Annotated in this window: 17 protein-coding genes; 7 read left to right on the forward strand and 10 right to left on the reverse strand. The window is 59.5% G+C overall.

Annotated elements, in window-relative coordinates:
- Together KHQ26_RS10120 and hpt are read left to right on the forward strand one after the other, a co-directional pair.
- Nucleotides 1-120, forward strand: coding sequence for a hypothetical protein (locus tag KHQ26_RS10120; protein WP_012542835.1), 120 nt, complete (start codon nucleotides 1-3; stop codon nucleotides 118-120).
- 4 nt (nucleotides 121-124) lie between these two features.
- Nucleotides 125-661, forward strand: a complete 537-nt coding sequence (hpt, locus tag KHQ26_RS10125) for a hypoxanthine phosphoribosyltransferase (RefSeq protein WP_002888819.1) — start codon at nucleotides 125-127, stop codon at nucleotides 659-661.
- Nucleotides 662-720: 59 nt separating this feature from the next.
- Here hpt and can read toward each other — a convergent pair whose 3' ends face one another.
- The gene (gene can, locus KHQ26_RS10130; protein ID WP_002888821.1) at nucleotides 721-1383 is read right to left on the reverse strand and encodes a carbonate dehydratase; all 663 of its coding nucleotides are present in this window, start codon (nucleotides 1381-1383) and stop codon (nucleotides 721-723) included.
- Nucleotides 1384-1567: 184 nt separating this feature from the next.
- Between can and KHQ26_RS10135 the strand changes: the two genes are divergently transcribed.
- The 4 genes from KHQ26_RS10135 to KHQ26_RS10150 all read left to right on the forward strand — a co-directional run bounded on the left by KHQ26_RS10135 (nucleotide 1568) and on the right by KHQ26_RS10150 (nucleotide 5136).
- Nucleotides 1568-2494, forward strand: a complete 927-nt coding sequence (locus KHQ26_RS10135) for an ABC transporter ATP-binding protein (RefSeq protein ID WP_002888823.1) — start codon at nucleotides 1568-1570, stop codon at nucleotides 2492-2494.
- Nucleotides 2491-3261, forward strand: a complete 771-nt coding sequence (locus KHQ26_RS10140) for an ABC transporter permease (protein WP_002888827.1) — start codon at nucleotides 2491-2493, stop codon at nucleotides 3259-3261. Before KHQ26_RS10135 ends, KHQ26_RS10140 begins: the two co-directional genes overlap by 4 nt.
- 122 nt (nucleotides 3262-3383) lie before the next feature.
- Nucleotides 3384-3824 (forward strand): PTS sugar transporter subunit IIA, encoded by a 441-nt coding sequence (locus KHQ26_RS10145; RefSeq protein ID WP_004177394.1) that lies wholly within the window; start codon nucleotides 3384-3386, stop codon nucleotides 3822-3824.
- A gap of 58 nt (nucleotides 3825-3882) precedes the next feature.
- On the forward strand, nucleotides 3883-5136 hold the full coding sequence (locus KHQ26_RS10150; protein ID WP_020804568.1) for a polysaccharide deacetylase family protein: 1254 nt from the start codon (nucleotides 3883-3885) through the stop codon (nucleotides 5134-5136).
- A gap of 35 nt (nucleotides 5137-5171) precedes the next feature.
- Here the strand turns inward: KHQ26_RS10150 and panD are convergent, their stop codons facing one another.
- The 9 genes from panD to thpR all read right to left on the reverse strand — a co-directional run bounded on the left by panD (nucleotide 5172) and on the right by thpR (nucleotide 12167).
- The gene (panD, locus tag KHQ26_RS10155; RefSeq protein ID WP_002888834.1) at nucleotides 5172-5552 is read right to left on the reverse strand and encodes an aspartate 1-decarboxylase; all 381 of its coding nucleotides are present in this window, start codon (nucleotides 5550-5552) and stop codon (nucleotides 5172-5174) included.
- A gap of 92 nt (nucleotides 5553-5644) precedes the next feature.
- Nucleotides 5645-6499: a pantoate--beta-alanine ligase gene (gene panC, locus KHQ26_RS10160; protein ID WP_002888835.1), complete on the reverse strand. Its 855-nt coding sequence runs from the start codon at nucleotides 6497-6499 to the stop codon at nucleotides 5645-5647.
- 11 nt (nucleotides 6500-6510) lie between these two features.
- On the reverse strand, nucleotides 6511-7302 hold the full coding sequence (gene panB / locus KHQ26_RS10165; protein ID WP_002888841.1) for a 3-methyl-2-oxobutanoate hydroxymethyltransferase: 792 nt from the start codon (nucleotides 7300-7302) through the stop codon (nucleotides 6511-6513).
- 120 nt (nucleotides 7303-7422) lie between these two features.
- Nucleotides 7423-7902, reverse strand: coding sequence for a 2-amino-4-hydroxy-6-hydroxymethyldihydropteridine diphosphokinase (folK, locus tag KHQ26_RS10170; RefSeq protein WP_032411151.1), 480 nt, complete (start codon nucleotides 7900-7902; stop codon nucleotides 7423-7425).
- A complete protein-coding gene (pcnB, locus tag KHQ26_RS10175; protein ID WP_071526609.1) occupies nucleotides 7899-9293 on the reverse strand; it encodes a polynucleotide adenylyltransferase PcnB in 1395 nt (464 codons plus the stop codon). The genes folK and pcnB overlap by 4 nt, the downstream gene beginning before the upstream one ends.
- A gap of 62 nt (nucleotides 9294-9355) precedes the next feature.
- Nucleotides 9356-10237, reverse strand: coding sequence for a tRNA glutamyl-Q(34) synthetase GluQRS (gene gluQRS / locus KHQ26_RS10180; protein ID WP_004145903.1), 882 nt, complete (start codon nucleotides 10235-10237; stop codon nucleotides 9356-9358).
- Between the two features lie 59 nt (nucleotides 10238-10296).
- Nucleotides 10297-10752, reverse strand: a complete 456-nt coding sequence (gene dksA, locus KHQ26_RS10185; RefSeq protein ID WP_002888845.1) for an RNA polymerase-binding protein DksA — start codon at nucleotides 10750-10752, stop codon at nucleotides 10297-10299.
- A 162-nt stretch (nucleotides 10753-10914) separates the two neighbouring features.
- Nucleotides 10915-11631: a DNA/RNA nuclease SfsA gene (sfsA, locus tag KHQ26_RS10190; RefSeq protein WP_002888848.1), complete on the reverse strand. Its 717-nt coding sequence runs from the start codon at nucleotides 11629-11631 to the stop codon at nucleotides 10915-10917.
- The gene (thpR, locus tag KHQ26_RS10195; RefSeq protein ID WP_004177389.1) at nucleotides 11631-12167 is read right to left on the reverse strand and encodes an RNA 2',3'-cyclic phosphodiesterase; all 537 of its coding nucleotides are present in this window, start codon (nucleotides 12165-12167) and stop codon (nucleotides 11631-11633) included. The genes sfsA and thpR overlap by 1 nt, the downstream gene beginning before the upstream one ends.
- Before the next feature lie 72 nt (nucleotides 12168-12239).
- Between thpR and hrpB the strand changes: the two genes are divergently transcribed.
- On the forward strand, nucleotides 12240-14669 hold the full coding sequence (gene hrpB, locus KHQ26_RS10200) for an ATP-dependent helicase HrpB (RefSeq protein ID WP_020804570.1): 2430 nt from the start codon (nucleotides 12240-12242) through the stop codon (nucleotides 14667-14669).
- Nucleotides 14670-14695 lie beyond the last annotated feature (26 nt).

A 14695-nucleotide genomic window follows, 5' to 3' on the forward strand; every position in this document is an offset into this window, starting at 1 on the left:
ATGGCTTTATTAATCCCTGCACCGAAGATTTCTTTTTGCTGGTATACTGGATGGCTTGCCGGTCATCGTCGGGGCGAAAGCAGCGGCTTTGATGATTTATATTTAGAATCAAATGGTTAGTATTATGAAACATACTGTAGAAGTGATGATCCCGGAATCCGAGATCAAAGCGCGTATCGCGGAACTGGGTCGTCAAATCAACGAACATTATCAGAACAGCGGCAGCGAAATGGTGCTGGTGGGGCTGCTGCGCGGCTCGTTTATGTTCATGGCCGACCTGTGCCGTGAAGTGCAGGTGCCGCATGAAGTCGATTTTATGACCGCCTCCAGCTACGGCAGCGGCATGTCCACCACTCGTGATGTGAAAATCCTTAAAGATCTGGATGAAGACATCCGTGGTAAAGACGTTCTGATCGTGGAAGACATCATCGATTCCGGCAATACCCTGTCTAAAGTTCGCGAAATCCTCAGCCTGCGCGAGCCGAAATCGCTGGCCATTTGTACGCTACTTGATAAACCCAGCCGCCGCGAAGTGAACGTCCCGGTTGAATACGTCGGTTTCGCGATTCCGGATGAGTTCGTGGTGGGCTACGGTATCGACTATGCTCAGCGCTACCGCCATCTGCCGTATATCGGCAAAGTCACCCTGCTGGACGAGTAAGGGGATATCCCACTCTGGACAGCGCGCGCCGCGCTCTCCAGGGTGGCGAAGTCTGAAGGCTATCTGTGGTTGATGTGCTTGATCTTGAGGTTGGAGATCCCGTGGCGATAGCGCTGTTCGAGGGTTTCCCTGCTCACAGCGGTGACATCCAGATCGCGCAGCAGTCCGTCGTGAATCCCGTAAGCCCAGCCGTGGATGGTCACCTTCTGTCCGCGCTTCCACGCGGATTGCATAATCGTCGAATGTCCCAGATTGTACACCTGTTCCATCACGTTCAGTTCACAAAGGGTATCCAGACGGCGCTCCTCTGGCATTTCACCGAGCAGCGAGCTGTGCTTAAACCAGATATCGCGGATATGCAGCAGCCAGTTGTCGATAAGCCCCAGCTCCGGGTTCTCCACCGCCGCCTGCACGCCGCCGCAGCCGTAGTGGCCGCAGATAATAATGTGCTCGACTTCCAGGACATCGACGGCATACTGCACCACCGACAGACAATTGAGATCGGTGTGGATCACCAGGTTCGCTACGTTACGATGCACGAACAGTTCGCCAGGCTCCAGGCCGGTGAGTCGCTCAGCGGGAACGCGGCTGTCCGAACAGCCAATCCACAGGAAGCGCGGTTTCTGCGTCTGCGACAGTTTCTCAAAAAAGCCGGGGTCCTCTTCCACCAGCATTTTTGACCATAGTGCATTGTTGCTGATGAGTGTATCTATATCATTCATGGACGTTATCGGCCTGTAACCAAGTAAGTGCGTTGCGCTAATATAGGGTAAGCTCACCTTTTTTAAAACCATCTTAACCCGTGATACTTCAGGCTGCAGATGCGTTGGCGGCGTCAGCGCCGGTCCAGCGCAAACGTGAGTCAGGCGGGTTAATGACGTGTCACGACACGAGAAGAGATATTTAATGACCATTGCTCTGGAATTAAAACAGCTCAAAAAAACCTATCCCGGCGGGGTTCAGGCGCTGCGGGGGATCGACCTGCAGGTCGAAGCGGGGGATTTTTATGCCCTGCTGGGCCCGAACGGGGCCGGAAAATCCACGACCATCGGCATCATCAGCTCGCTGGTGAACAAAACCTCTGGTCAGGTCAATGTCTTTGGCTACGATCTGGAGAAAGACGTCGTCAATGCCAAGCGCCAGCTTGGCCTGGTGCCGCAGGAGTTTAACTTCAACCCGTTCGAAACCGTGCAGCAGATCGTCGTTAACCAGGCGGGCTACTACGGCGTTGAGCGTAAAGAAGCCCTTTCCCGCAGTGAAAAGTATTTAAAACAGCTCGACCTGTGGGAAAAACGCAACGAACGCGCGAGAATGCTCTCCGGCGGGATGAAGCGCCGTCTGATGATCGCCCGCGCGTTGATGCATGAGCCGAAGCTGCTGATCCTCGACGAACCGACCGCCGGCGTCGATATTGAACTGCGTCGCTCGATGTGGGGCTTTCTCAAGGATCTCAACGATCGCGGAACCACCATTATCCTGACCACCCACTATCTCGAAGAGGCCGAAATGCTATGTCGCAACATCGGCATCATCCAGCACGGCGAGCTGGTGGAAAACACCTCGATGAAAGCGCTGCTGTCGAAGCTGAAGTCAGAGACCTTTATTCTTGACCTCGCGCCAAAAAGCCCGGTGCCGAAGCTCGAAGGCTACCAGTACCAGCTGGTCGATACCTCGACGCTGGAAGTGGAGGTTCTGCGTGAGCAGGGAATTAACAGCGTCTTCGCGCAGCTGAGCGCCCAGGGGGTGCAGGTACTGAGTATGCGTAACAAAGCCAACCGTCTGGAAGAGCTGTTTGTCACGCTGGTGCATGAGCGAAAAGGAGAATCAGCATGATGCAGCTTTATTGGGTCGCGCTGAAAAGCATCTGGACCAAAGAGATCCACCGTTTTATGCGCATCTGGGTGCAGACGCTGGTGCCGCCGGTGATCACCATGACCCTGTATTTCGTGATCTTTGGCAACCTGATCGGCTCGCGCATTGGTGAGATGCATGGTTTTACCTATATGCAGTTTATCGTCCCAGGCCTGATCATGATGGCGGTGATCACTAACGCTTACGCCAACGTCGCCTCATCCTTCTTCAGCGCCAAGTTTCAGCGCAATATTGAAGAGCTGCTGGTGGCGCCAGTGCCGACGCATGTGATTATCGCCGGCTACGTGGGCGGCGGGGTAGCGCGAGGACTGTGCGTAGGTATCCTGGTGACCGCGGTGTCGCTATTCTTTGTGCCGTTCCAGGTTCACTCCTGGCTGTTTGTCGCCCTGACGCTGCTCCTCACCGCGGTGCTGTTCTCGCTGGCCGGGCTGCTGAACGCAGTGTTTGCCAAGACCTTCGATGACATTAGCCTGATCCCGACCTTTGTGCTGACGCCGCTGACCTATCTCGGCGGGGTGTTCTACTCGCTGACCCTGCTGCCGCCGTTCTGGCAGGGGCTGTCGCATCTGAACCCCATCGTCTACATGATCAGCGGTTTTCGCTTCGGCTTCCTCGGTATCAACGACGTCCCGTTGGCGACCACCTTCGCCGTGCTGGTGGTGTTCATTGTCGCCTTCTATCTGCTGTGCTGGTCGTTAATTCAGCGCGGTCGCGGCCTGCGTAGCTGATACTCATCATGGTTAGCGCTTCCTGAAGTAAATATGCGAAGCGCTAACCGCTTATCTTTGACTCCCATCACCGATACGTCATCTTCACCTTGCTACATTATTCGCTGGCTAAGGAGGGAAGCATGCTCGGATGGGTCATTACCTGTCACGATGAGCTGGCGCAGGAGATGCTGGATCGTCTTGAACAAAAGTTTGGTCCGCTGGCCCAGTGCCGGGCGGTCAATTACTGGCGCAATCTCAGCAGCAATATGTTGAGCCGGATGATGTGCGATGCGCTGCATGCCACCGACTCCGGGGACGGGGTCATTTTTCTCACTGACAAAACCGGTGCGGCGCCTTATCGGGCCGCGGCGCTGATGAGTCACAAACATACCCACTGCGAAGTGATCTCCGGCGTCAGCTATCCACTCCTTGAGCGAATGTATCTCCTGCGAGGCACGTTAAGCAGCGTGGCGTTTCGCCAGGCGATCGTCAGCGCGGGCGGGCCGATGGTGAGCAGCCTGTGGCATCAGCAGCAGAAGAACCCCCCGTTCCGGTTGCGCCATGATGCCTGGGGAAATTAAGCAGCGGGACAGATACCGCTTTTGTTACAATAACCGCCGTTGATGGTATAACGGTTTGATGCGTATGCTTGCCCGATTTTTGACCCTGCTTCTTTTCCTGACCTCACTCAGCGCCTCCGCCAGCCTGCTTAGCCAGCACGGCAAGGCTGTGCGCTATATGCAAACCACCGAAGACGCGGTCATCTGGGCGCAGGTGGGAAACCATGTGGTCAGCGTCGGCAATGTTCGTGCCGGGCAGATCCTCGCAGTCGTCCCGACGGCGGCTGACTACTATGAGTTTCGTTTCGGCTTTGGCACCGGGTTTATTGATAAAGGGCATCTCGAGCCGGTGCAGGGCAAGCAGCGGGTGGAGGACCGTTTGGGGGATCTTAATAAACCGCTGAGTAACCAAAATTTACTCACCTGGAAAGATACACCGCTCTATGACGCTCCCTCGGTAAGCAGCGCGCCGTTCGGCACGCTGGCCAACAATCTGCGCTATCCGATCCTCAGCAAGCTGAAGGACCGGCTCAATCAGACCTGGTTTCAGATCCGCATTGGCGACCGGCTGGCGTGGGTCAGTAGTCTGGACGCGCAGGAGGATCACGGTATTCCCGTGCTGACCTATCACCATATTCTGCGCGATGAAGAGAACACCCGTTTTCGTCATACGTCGACCACCACCTCGGTTCGCGCCTTCACGAATCAGATGACCTGGCTGCGCGATCAGGGCTATACCACGCTGACCCTGTATCAGCTGGAAGGCTATGTGCGTAATAAAATCAATCTCCCGGCGCGGGCGGTGGCGATCACTTTCGATGATGGCTTGAAATCGGTGAACCGCTACGCCTATCCGGTGCTGAAACAGTACGGTTTCCATGCCACCGCGTTTATTATCTCCTCGCGTATTAAGCGCCATCCGCAGAAGTGGGATCCGAAATCCCTGCAGTTTATGAGCATTTCCGAGCTACGCCAGCTCCAGGACGTCTTTGATATTCAGTCGCATACTCACTTCCTGCATCGGGTTGACGCCGGCCGGCGGCCGATTTTATTCAGTCGCAATTACCATAATATTCTGTTTGATTTCGCCCGCTCGCGCCGGGCGCTGAGCCAGTTTAATCCGCACGTTCTCTACCTTTCCTATCCCTTCGGCGGCTATAACGCTACGGCGGTGCAGGCGGCGAATGACGCCGGGTTTCATATGGCGGTAACGACGGTGCGTGGGAAGGTGAAGCCGGGGGACAATCCGTTTCTGTTAAAGCGGTTATATATCTTACGCACGGATTCGCTGGAGACGATGTCGCGGCTGATCAGTAACCAGCCGCAGGGGTAATACCGACGCTGCGCCTGAGCGCAGCGTCGCGGCCATCAGGCGACCTGTACCGGAATAGCTTTCGCCTGGCGCTTCATTTCGTTGTCGCCTTCGAAGTAGGCGATGTTAGGCTGCCAGCTGCGCGCCTCTTCGTCCGACATGGTAACGAAGCTGGCGATGATCAAAATATCGCCGACGCTGGCGCAGTGCGCGGCGGCGCCGTTAACGGAGATGATCCGGGAGCCCCGCTCGGCGGCAATGGCGTAGGTGGAGAAACGGTTGCCGTTGGTGACGTTCCAGAGGTGAATAGTTTCATTCTCCAGAATACCGGCCGCATCCAGGAAGTCCTGGTCAATGGCGCAAGAACCTTCATAGTGCAGGTCCGCCTGCGTGACTTTTACGCGGTGGAGCTTGCCCTGCAGCATATTACGCATCATAACTTCTACCCTTCAACCTTAATGTAGCAGAGCGGACACGGCGCCCGCCCTGAGAAAAGCCCGGGCAGTATTGCCCGATTTTTACCCGCTGTCTACTGAGCGAGCGTGACGATCCGGTTGTCGATCAGGCGAGCCTGCCCCAGCCAGGCGGCCATCAGGATCACCGCGCGCTGGCTGGCATCGGTCAGCTCAAGCAGGGTGTCGGCATCGCGGATCTGAATGTCGTCGGCGCGGAAGCCTTTCTCATTCAGCTCCTGTTCAGCGATAGCGATGATCTCATCGAGCTGCCGATCGCCGGCGGCCAGCTTTTCCGCCACCGCGCTCAGCACTTTATACAGACCAGGCGCGATTTTGCGCTGGTCGGCGGTCAGGTAGCCGTTACGCGAACTCAGCGCCAGGCCATCTTTCGCGCGGACGATCGGCACGCCGATGATCTCAATGTCGTAGCCCATATCGGCGACCATCTTGCGGATCAGCGCCAACTGCTGGAAGTCTTTCTCGCCGAAGCAGGCGACGTCTGGTTGAACAAGGTTGAACAGCTTACTGACGATGGTCGACACGCCGCGGAAATGGCCCGGGCGGCTGGCGCCTTCGAGCATGGTGGACAATCCCGGAACGTCGACGTAGGTCTGGCCTTCAGTACCCTGGGGGTACACTTCCGCCGGCGTCGGCGCGAAGACAAAGTCGACATGACGTTTGTTCAGCTTTTCGCAATCATCCTGTAAGGTGCGCGGGTAGCGCGCCAGGTCGTCGACGCGGTCAAACTGCATCGGATTGACGAAAATACTGACCACCACCACGTCCGCACTGGCTTTGGCTTCATCAACCAGCTTCATATGACCATCATGCAGGTTGCCCATTGTCGGGACCAACGCGATACGCTTACCTTCCTGACGCAGACGGCGGATATGCTGCCGCAGCAGCAGTACGGATTCAATAATCAGCACAACAAGACTCCTTAATGGAAACTGTGTTCTTCGCCCGGATAGACTCCGGATTCGACTTCGGCAATATACTGCCGCACCGCGGCGCGGATGTCGCCCGCTTCGGCAAGGAAATTCTTGGCAAATTTAGGAATGTGGCCGCCGGTAATGCCGAAAGCGTCATGCATCACGAGGATTTGCCCGTCGGTGACGTTGCCCGCGCCGATGCCGATCACTGGAATGGTCAGAGCGTCGGTGATGCGCTTCGCCAGTTCAACCGGCACGCACTCCAGGACCAACAGCTGCGCACCCGCCGCCTCCAGCGCTAACGCGTCTTCAAACAGGGTCTGCGCCGCATCGCCGCGACCCTGCACTTTATACCCACCGAATACGTTCACCGACTGCGGCGTCAGGCCAAGATGGCCGCAAACCGGCACCGCGCGCTCCGCCAGCATCCTCACGGTGTCGGCCAGCCAGGCGCCGCCCTCGAGTTTGACCATATTGGCGCCAGCGCGCATCACGATGGCGGCATTTGCAAAGGTCTGCTCGGGGGTGGCATAGGCCATGAACGGCAGGTCGGCAAGCAGCAGGCTGTTTGGCGCGCCGCGGCGGACGGCGCGGGTGTGATAGGCGATATCTTCCACGGTAACCGGCAGGGTGGAGTCGTGACCCTGCACCGTCATTCCCAGCGAGTCGCCTACCAGCAGCACATTTATGCCTTCATCGGCGAACAGCTTCGCGAAGCTGTGATCGTAGGCGGTAATGGTGGCAAAGCGCTTCTTTTCCTGTTTGCATTTCTGCAGCAGGGCAATGGTGGTCGGTTTCATAACATTTCCTGATGATGAAAGTCATATTAACCGGCATTCTAACAGCAGCATTCAGAGGGGCAATGATTTTGGGCAACCGATTACGACGATCGCCGCAAATGCTAAAAAAGGGAGAGGGGATTACCAGCTGGCGGGCTTTTCCGCGCCGAGATTATCCAGCACGGCGCGCAGCGCCAGGCCGTCAGGAAAGTGAAGGTCCGGGGCGATCTCGAACAGCGGCCAGAGCATAAAGCCGCGGTTTTTCATATCGTAGTGCGGAACGGTCAGGCGCTCGCTGTTAATGACAGCATCGCCAAACAGCATGATATCGAGGTCCAGCGTGCGCGGCCCCCAGCGTTCGGCTTTGCGCACTCGCCCCTGCTGCAGTTCGATGCGCTGAGTATGATCGAGCAGCGTCGCGGGGGGCAGGGCGGTTTCCAGCGCAACGGCGGCGTTGAGATAGTCCGGCTGATCCTGCGGGCCCAGCGGCGGCGTGCGGTAGAACGAAGAGACGGCGACCACGCGGCTGTGCGGAATTTCGCCCAGGGCGCGGATAGCCGCCTGCGCCTGCTCCAGTGGAGAAGCAAGGTTGCTGCCAAGAGCGATATAGACCAGAGTCATGCGCTACCCTGGCGCGGCGCGCGCTTGCGCGGACGACGGTGACGACGGCGCGGCGCCGGATCGTCCCCGAGGTCGTTGAGCATATCTTTTTGCGCCGGCGGCGCGGCGACCTGGAATTCGCCCCACCATTTGGTCAGGCGCTGCAGTTCGTGGTTGTTCTCGGCGCCGGCGCGTAGCTCCAGCAGGTCATAGGCGGCGCGGAATTTCGGATGCTCCATCAGCTTCCAGGCGCGTTTGCCCTGACGACGGGACATGCGCAGCTGCAGCTGCCAGATATCACGAATAAGGGTGGTGATGCGCTTAGGGATCGCCAGCGTACGGCAGGCTTCGTCCAGCACATCGTTCATCGCCAGGGCGAAGGCGTCGTAGTACGCCAGGCCGCTCTCCTGAGCGATTTTTTGCGCCGTCTCCAGCAGCGGATACCAGAACATCACCGCGAAGAGGAAGGCCGGATTGACGCGCATATCGTTATGAATGCGGGTATCGGTATTCTTCAGCACCTGGCTGATGATCCGCTCCATCGGGCTGTCGCCGCGCTCGGTAAAGTAGCGGGTGATGGTCGGGAACAGCGGCTGGAACAGGCTGTATTCCCGCAGCAGCATGTAGGTCTGGTAGCCATACCCGGCCTGCAGCAGCTTGAGCACTTCTTCGAACAGACGCGCCGGCGGCACATCGTGGAGCAGGGCGGCCAGGCGCGGCAGCGGTTCAGCCGTTTCCGGGCTGATGGTCATATTGAGCTTGGCGGCAAAGCGCACCGCGCGCAGCATGCGCACTGGATCCTCGCGATAGCGGGTTTCCGGGTTGCCGATCAGACGGATCACGCCGTCCTGCAGATCCTTCATGCCGCCGACGTAGTCGCGAACGGTAAAGTCCGCCACGCTGTAATAGAGGCTGTTGATAGTGAAGTCGCGACGCTGGGCATCCTCCTCGATCGAGCCGAAGATGTTGTCGCGCAGCAGCATGCCGTTCTGGCCCCGCTGGGAGGTGACGCGATCGGTGGTATGCCCTTCGTGATGGCCACGGAAGGTGGCGACCTCAATGATTTCCGGCCCGAACATCACATGCGCCAGGCGGAAACGTCGCCCAACCAGACGGCAGTTGCGGAACAGCTTGCGTACCTGATCCGGCGTGGCGTTGGTGGTAACGTCAAAATCTTTTGGCTTTTTGCCAAGCAGCAGGTCGCGGACGCCGCCGCCGACCAGCCAGGATTCGTAGCCCGCCTTGTTGAGGCGGTACATGACCTTGAGGGCGTTTTCACTGATATCTTTGCGGGAAATAGCATGCTGCTCACGCGGGATCACCGTCATAGGCGTTGGTTCGACGGCGGCTTCTGCCTCGCGCTCCTCACGGCTTAGCACCTTACGGCAAAAATTAGCGACTCGGGTAAAAATGGTGCACCTCGTAGTGTCAGACGGACTTCAGATCAACTGTACAGTGTAAAAATAGCGGCTAATCATAGCTCAGCGGGAGCCATTTGAGAATGCTCGATTTTCGCCGGCTGCCAGTTGGCGACGGCCTGGGCGAGTAAATCATCGATGCTCAGGGCCTGCCACTCCTCGGGGATCGCCTGATTCAGAAAGCGGAGCGCCCGGACGATTTCGGGGCGCGGATCGCCTTCCGGCAGCGCCGGCGCGTGGTTTTGTTTAGAGAGTTTATTGCCGTCGCCATTGAGAGCCAGCGGCAGATGGAGGTAATCCGGCGCCTGCCAGCCAAAATGCTGATACAGCGAAATCTGCCGCACCGTCGGCTCAATCAGGTCTGCGCCGCGGACAATCTCGGTGATCCCCTGAAAGTGGTCGTCGACCACCACCGCCAGGTTGTAGGCGAACAGCCCGTCGCGACGGTGGATAATAAAATCCTCACGCGCCAGCGGCTCATTGGCGATGAGCGTGCCGCGCAGACGGTCGCTAAACTGCAGCACCGGACGGGTTTGGCGCAGGCGCAGCGCGGCGTTTTCCGCCCCCAGCCCGAGATCGCGGCAGTGGCCGTCGTAGATCCCGCCCACGGCGTGGATCCGCGCGCGGGTGCAAGTGCAGTAATAGCTCAGCCCTTGCTCGCCCAGCCACGTCAGCGCCTCGCGGTAGGCTTCGTGCCGTTGCGACTGCCACAGCACGTCGCCATCCCAGTGCAGACCGTAGTGGTCAAGCTGGCGCAGGATGGTATCGGCGGCGCCGGGGACTTCGCGCGGCGGGTCGATATCTTCAATACGAACACGCCAGATACCCTGGTTCGCGCGGGCTTGCAGGTAGCTGCCGAGCGCGGCGATCAGAGAGCCGAAGTGGAGTTCGCCGGAGGGGGAGGGGGCGAAGCGCCCTATATAGCGTGAGTCAGTCATGGTACGGACAACAGAACCAGGCGGGAGAGACTCCCGCCAGAGAGTGAGGCAGCAGGGGATTAGCCCGCCATCTGTTTTTCGCGAATTTCCGCCAGGGTTTTGCAGTCAATGCACAGATCCGCTGTCGGACGCGCTTCCAGACGGCGAATGCCGATCTCCACGCCGCAGGATTCGCAGTAGCCGAAGTCTTCGTCTTCAACTTTTTTCAGCGTTTTCTCGATCTTTTTGATCAGTTTACGTTCGCGGTCGCGGTTACGCAGTTCCAGGCTGAACTCTTCTTCCTGGGCGGCACGGTCTACCGGGTCCGGGAAGTTAGCTGCTTCATCCTGCATGTGCGATACGGTGCGATCCACTTCATCCCTGAGTTGATTACGCCATGCTTCAAGAATACGCTTGAAGTGCGCCAGCTGGGCTTCGTTCATATACTCTTCGCCCGGTTTCTCTTGGTACGGCTCCACCCCAGCGATGGCGAGAATACTCAGGGACGATGTTTTACGGTTTTGCCCTTCTTGCATGTTGCTTCTCCTTAACACGCACTATCGATCCCCATGTGGGGGAAAATCAGGCCGCTATAAATAGCAGATGCTTTTCCGGATAGCAATTATCTAAACGTTACACTTGACAACCCTGTGAAGAAAAGCGTATTCGCGCTTGCGACCCGAACACTATTTAGCCACTTATTTACCGGGGTTTAACACCACGGCGATCGGCTTATTCAGAGTCATCCTCGTCGTAGAAAGTTCCGCTTTCCAGGCGAGAATTTCCACCCCCTTGTCCTGGGCTTCTGTTAACAGCTGTGCGTATCTGGCATCAATATGATGCGCGGGAGAAAAACGGTCAATTGCCGAATGCAGGACGGCAAATAAAATCACCGCGCGGTCGCCATTTGCCGCGACGGCCATCAGTTCCCGCAGATGCTTCTGACCGCGCGTGGTCACCGCATCGGGAAAATAACCGTATTCTTTCTCCGCCAACGTAACCGATTTCACTTCAATATAGCAGTTTTGTCGGTCATCTGCCTGTAACATAATATCGATACGGCTATTCTCTTCGCCATATTTCACTTCGCTTTTCAGCTGGTTATAGCCTGAAAGTTCAGGAATTATTCCGGCGGAAATCGCCTCTTTCGCCAAAGAATTCGCGCGCAGCGTATTGACGCAAATAACTGCGCCCTGCTGGGTTTCAGTTAATTCCCAGGTGTGGGCATATTTGCGCTTCGCATTGTCTGAGGTGGAATACCAGACGGTGTCGCCCGGGGCGGCGCAGCCGGTCATCGCCCCGGTATTCGGGCAGTGGAGCGTCAGCTCGCGGCCATCGGGGGTGACCACGTCAGCAAGAAATCGTTTGTAACGTTTAAGCAAAATGGCGGGCTGCAACGGCGGATCAAACTGCATCAACTTTCCTTATCAAACGGATAACGTTCCAGCGCCGTGTAGCGCGTGCGCCCCCGGCTAAAGCTGGACTCATAGAGCACGAACTCGTTCACCGGAAATGTCCAGCGAAAGCCGGGGGCCGGGATCGGCACCGCCTGGCGAGCATCGCGCCACAGGGTAATATGCGGGTGAAACGGCTGCGGGCTCTGATAGCAGCCGCTGCGCGCCGCCTGAGCGCGCAACATGCTGGCGAGCTGCAGCAGGCCGCGCGGCGGCTGGCGGGTTCCGAGCCACACCACTCGCGAACGTAGCCACTGTCCGGCATCGTCCAGCGTCAGGGTAAAGCCCGGCTGGCGCAGGCGACCAGCGAGAGCGGCCAGCGCCCGCTGTTTTTCCGCGCTCACCTCGCCGAGAAACGCCAGCGTCAGATGAAGATTATCCGCCGCGACGGGCCTGCCGGCATCTTCGGGGAAGTGCGTTGCCCGCCACTGGACAATCTGCTTCTGGACGGCAGACGGCAGTTCAAGCGCAAAAAACAGCCTTTTCGGCTCAGACATGATAGAGACTCGGTAATGAATTAGGGGGATGCTACAATGCGAACCCCAGAATGTTAACCCCCGGAGCCTTTTGTGTCCTCATTGCCGGTTGCCGCTGTCCTTCCAGAACTGTTATCCGCCCTGCAGCATGCGCCGCAGGTTTTGCTCAACGCGCCGACCGGCGCCGGGAAGTCGACCTGGCTGCCGCTGCAGATCCTCGCCGAGGGCAACATCGCGGGACGCATTATCCTGCTCGAGCCGAGGCGCCTGGCGGCGCGTAATGTCGCGCAGCGGCTGGCTGAACTGCTTGGCGAAAAGCCGGGGGAGACCGTGGGTTTCCGCATGCGCGCCGAAACCTGCGTCGGACCGCAGACCCGCCTGGAGGTGGTTACGGAGGGGATCCTGACGCGCATGATCCAGCGCGATCCGGAGCTGACGGGCGTGGGGCTGGTGATCCTCGATGAGTTTCACGAGCGCAGCCTGCAGGCGGATCTGGCCCTGGCCCTGCTGCTCGACGTCCAGCAGGGGTTACGTGACGATCTCAAGCTGCTGATCATGTCGGCGACCCTCGATAACGATCGCCTGCAGCGTCTGCTGCCGGAGGCGCCGGTGGTGGTCTCGGAGGGGCGCATTTATCCGGTGGAGCGTCGCTTCAGCCCGCTCTCCGCGCAGCAGCGTTTTGATGAGGCGGTGGCGGTAGCGGCGGCGGAGCTCCTGCGGCATGAACAGGGATCGATGCTGCTGTTTCTGCCCGGCGTCGGCGAGATCCAGCGCGTTCTGGAACAGCTGACGGAGCGTGTGGCGGAGGATGTCATTCTCTGCCCGCTGTATGGCGCGTTGCCCTTAAGCGAACAGCGCAAAGCGATCCTCCCGGCGCCGGCCGGGAAGCGCAAAGTGGTGCTGGCCACCAATATTGCCGAGACCAGTTTGACCATCGAGGGGATCCGCCTGGTGGTCGACAGCGCCCAGGAGCGGGTCGCCCGCTTTGACCCGCGCACCGGCCTGACCCGGCTGGTGACGCAGCGCATCAGCCAGGCATCGATGACGCAGCGTGCCGGACGCGCCGGTCGTCTCTCCCCGGGGATCTGCCTGCATTTGCTCGGCAAAGAACAGGCGGAACGGGCGGCGGCGCAGAGCGAGCCGGAGATCCTGCACAGCGATCTGTCGGCGCTGTTGCTGGAGCTGCTGCAGTGGGGCTGCCACGATCCGGCCGCGCTGGCCTGGCTGGATCAGCCGCCCGCGGTCAATCTGGCCGCCGCGCGTCGCCTGCTGGAGGCGCTGTCGGCGCTGGACGGCGAGCGGCTGTCGGCGTTTGGCCGCAAAATGGCAGCGCTTGGCAACGAGCCGCGGCTGGCGGCGATGCTGGCCGCCGCGCAGACCGATGACGAGGCGGCGACAGCGGCAAAGCTGGCGGCGATCCTCGAGGAGCCGCCGCGCGGCGGACTGGTGGATTTGGGGGCCGTCTTTTCCCGTCAGCAGGCCAACTGGCAGCAGCGAGCGCAGCAGCTGATGAAACGCCTGGCCCGCCGCGGCGGCCAGCCCGATGCCGGGCTAATGGCGGGGCTGCTGGCGTCGGCCTTCGCCGATCGCATCGCCCGCCGCCGCGGTCAGGAGGGGCGCTACCAGCTGGCGAACGGCATGGGCGCGATGCTGGACGCCGACGACGCGCTGGGCCGTCATGAATGGCTTATCGCTCCGCTGCTGCTGCAGGGCAGCGCTTCGCCGGATGCCCGCATGCTGTTGGCTCTGCCAGTGGAAATCGGCGAGCTGATCGCCGCCCGCCCTGAACTGGCGAAAAGTTCCGACACGGTGGAGTGGGATGAAGCGCAGGGGACGCTGAAAGCCTGGCGGCGGACGGTGATCGGCCAGTTGGTGATCAAGACCCAGCCGCTGGCGAAGCCCTCTGAGGCAGAGCTGCATCAGGCGATGCTCAACGGTATTCGTGAGAAAGGCCTCGGGGTGCTCAACTGGACGCCAGAGGCTGAGCAGCTGCGCCTGCGGCTGCACTGTGCGGCGCAGTGGCTGCCGGAAGAGGCATGGCCCGCAGTGGATGACGCTTCGCTGCTGGCCTCGCTGGAGACATGGCTGCTGCCGCAGATGAACGGCGTTCATTCCCTGCGGGCGCTGAAGGCGCTGGATCTGCGTCAGGCGCTACAGGACTGGCTGCCATGGCCGCTGCGCCAAAAGCTGGATCGCGAGCTGCCGACGCACTATACCGTGCCGACCGGCAGCCGCCTGGCGATCCGATACCATGCGGAGAACCCGCCAGCGCTGGCGGTGCGTATGCAGGAGATGTTCGGCGAGGCCACGACGCCGGTGATCGCCGAGGGGCGGGTGCCGCTGGTGCTGGAGCTGCTGTCGCCTGCCCAGCGTCCGCTGCAGATCACCCGCGATCTGAGCGCCTTCTGGCAAGGGAGCTACCGCGAGGTGCAGAAAGAGATGAAGGGACGCTATCCGAAGCACGTCTGGCCGGACGATCCGGCCAACGCCGCCCCGACCCGCCGCAGCAAAAAATACTCGTAGCCGCCGCTGCCGGGCGGCATCCTGCC

Source organism: Klebsiella sp. 10, from assembly GCF_018223925.1.
Taxonomy (GTDB): domain Bacteria; phylum Pseudomonadota; class Gammaproteobacteria; order Enterobacterales; family Enterobacteriaceae; genus Klebsiella; species Klebsiella pneumoniae.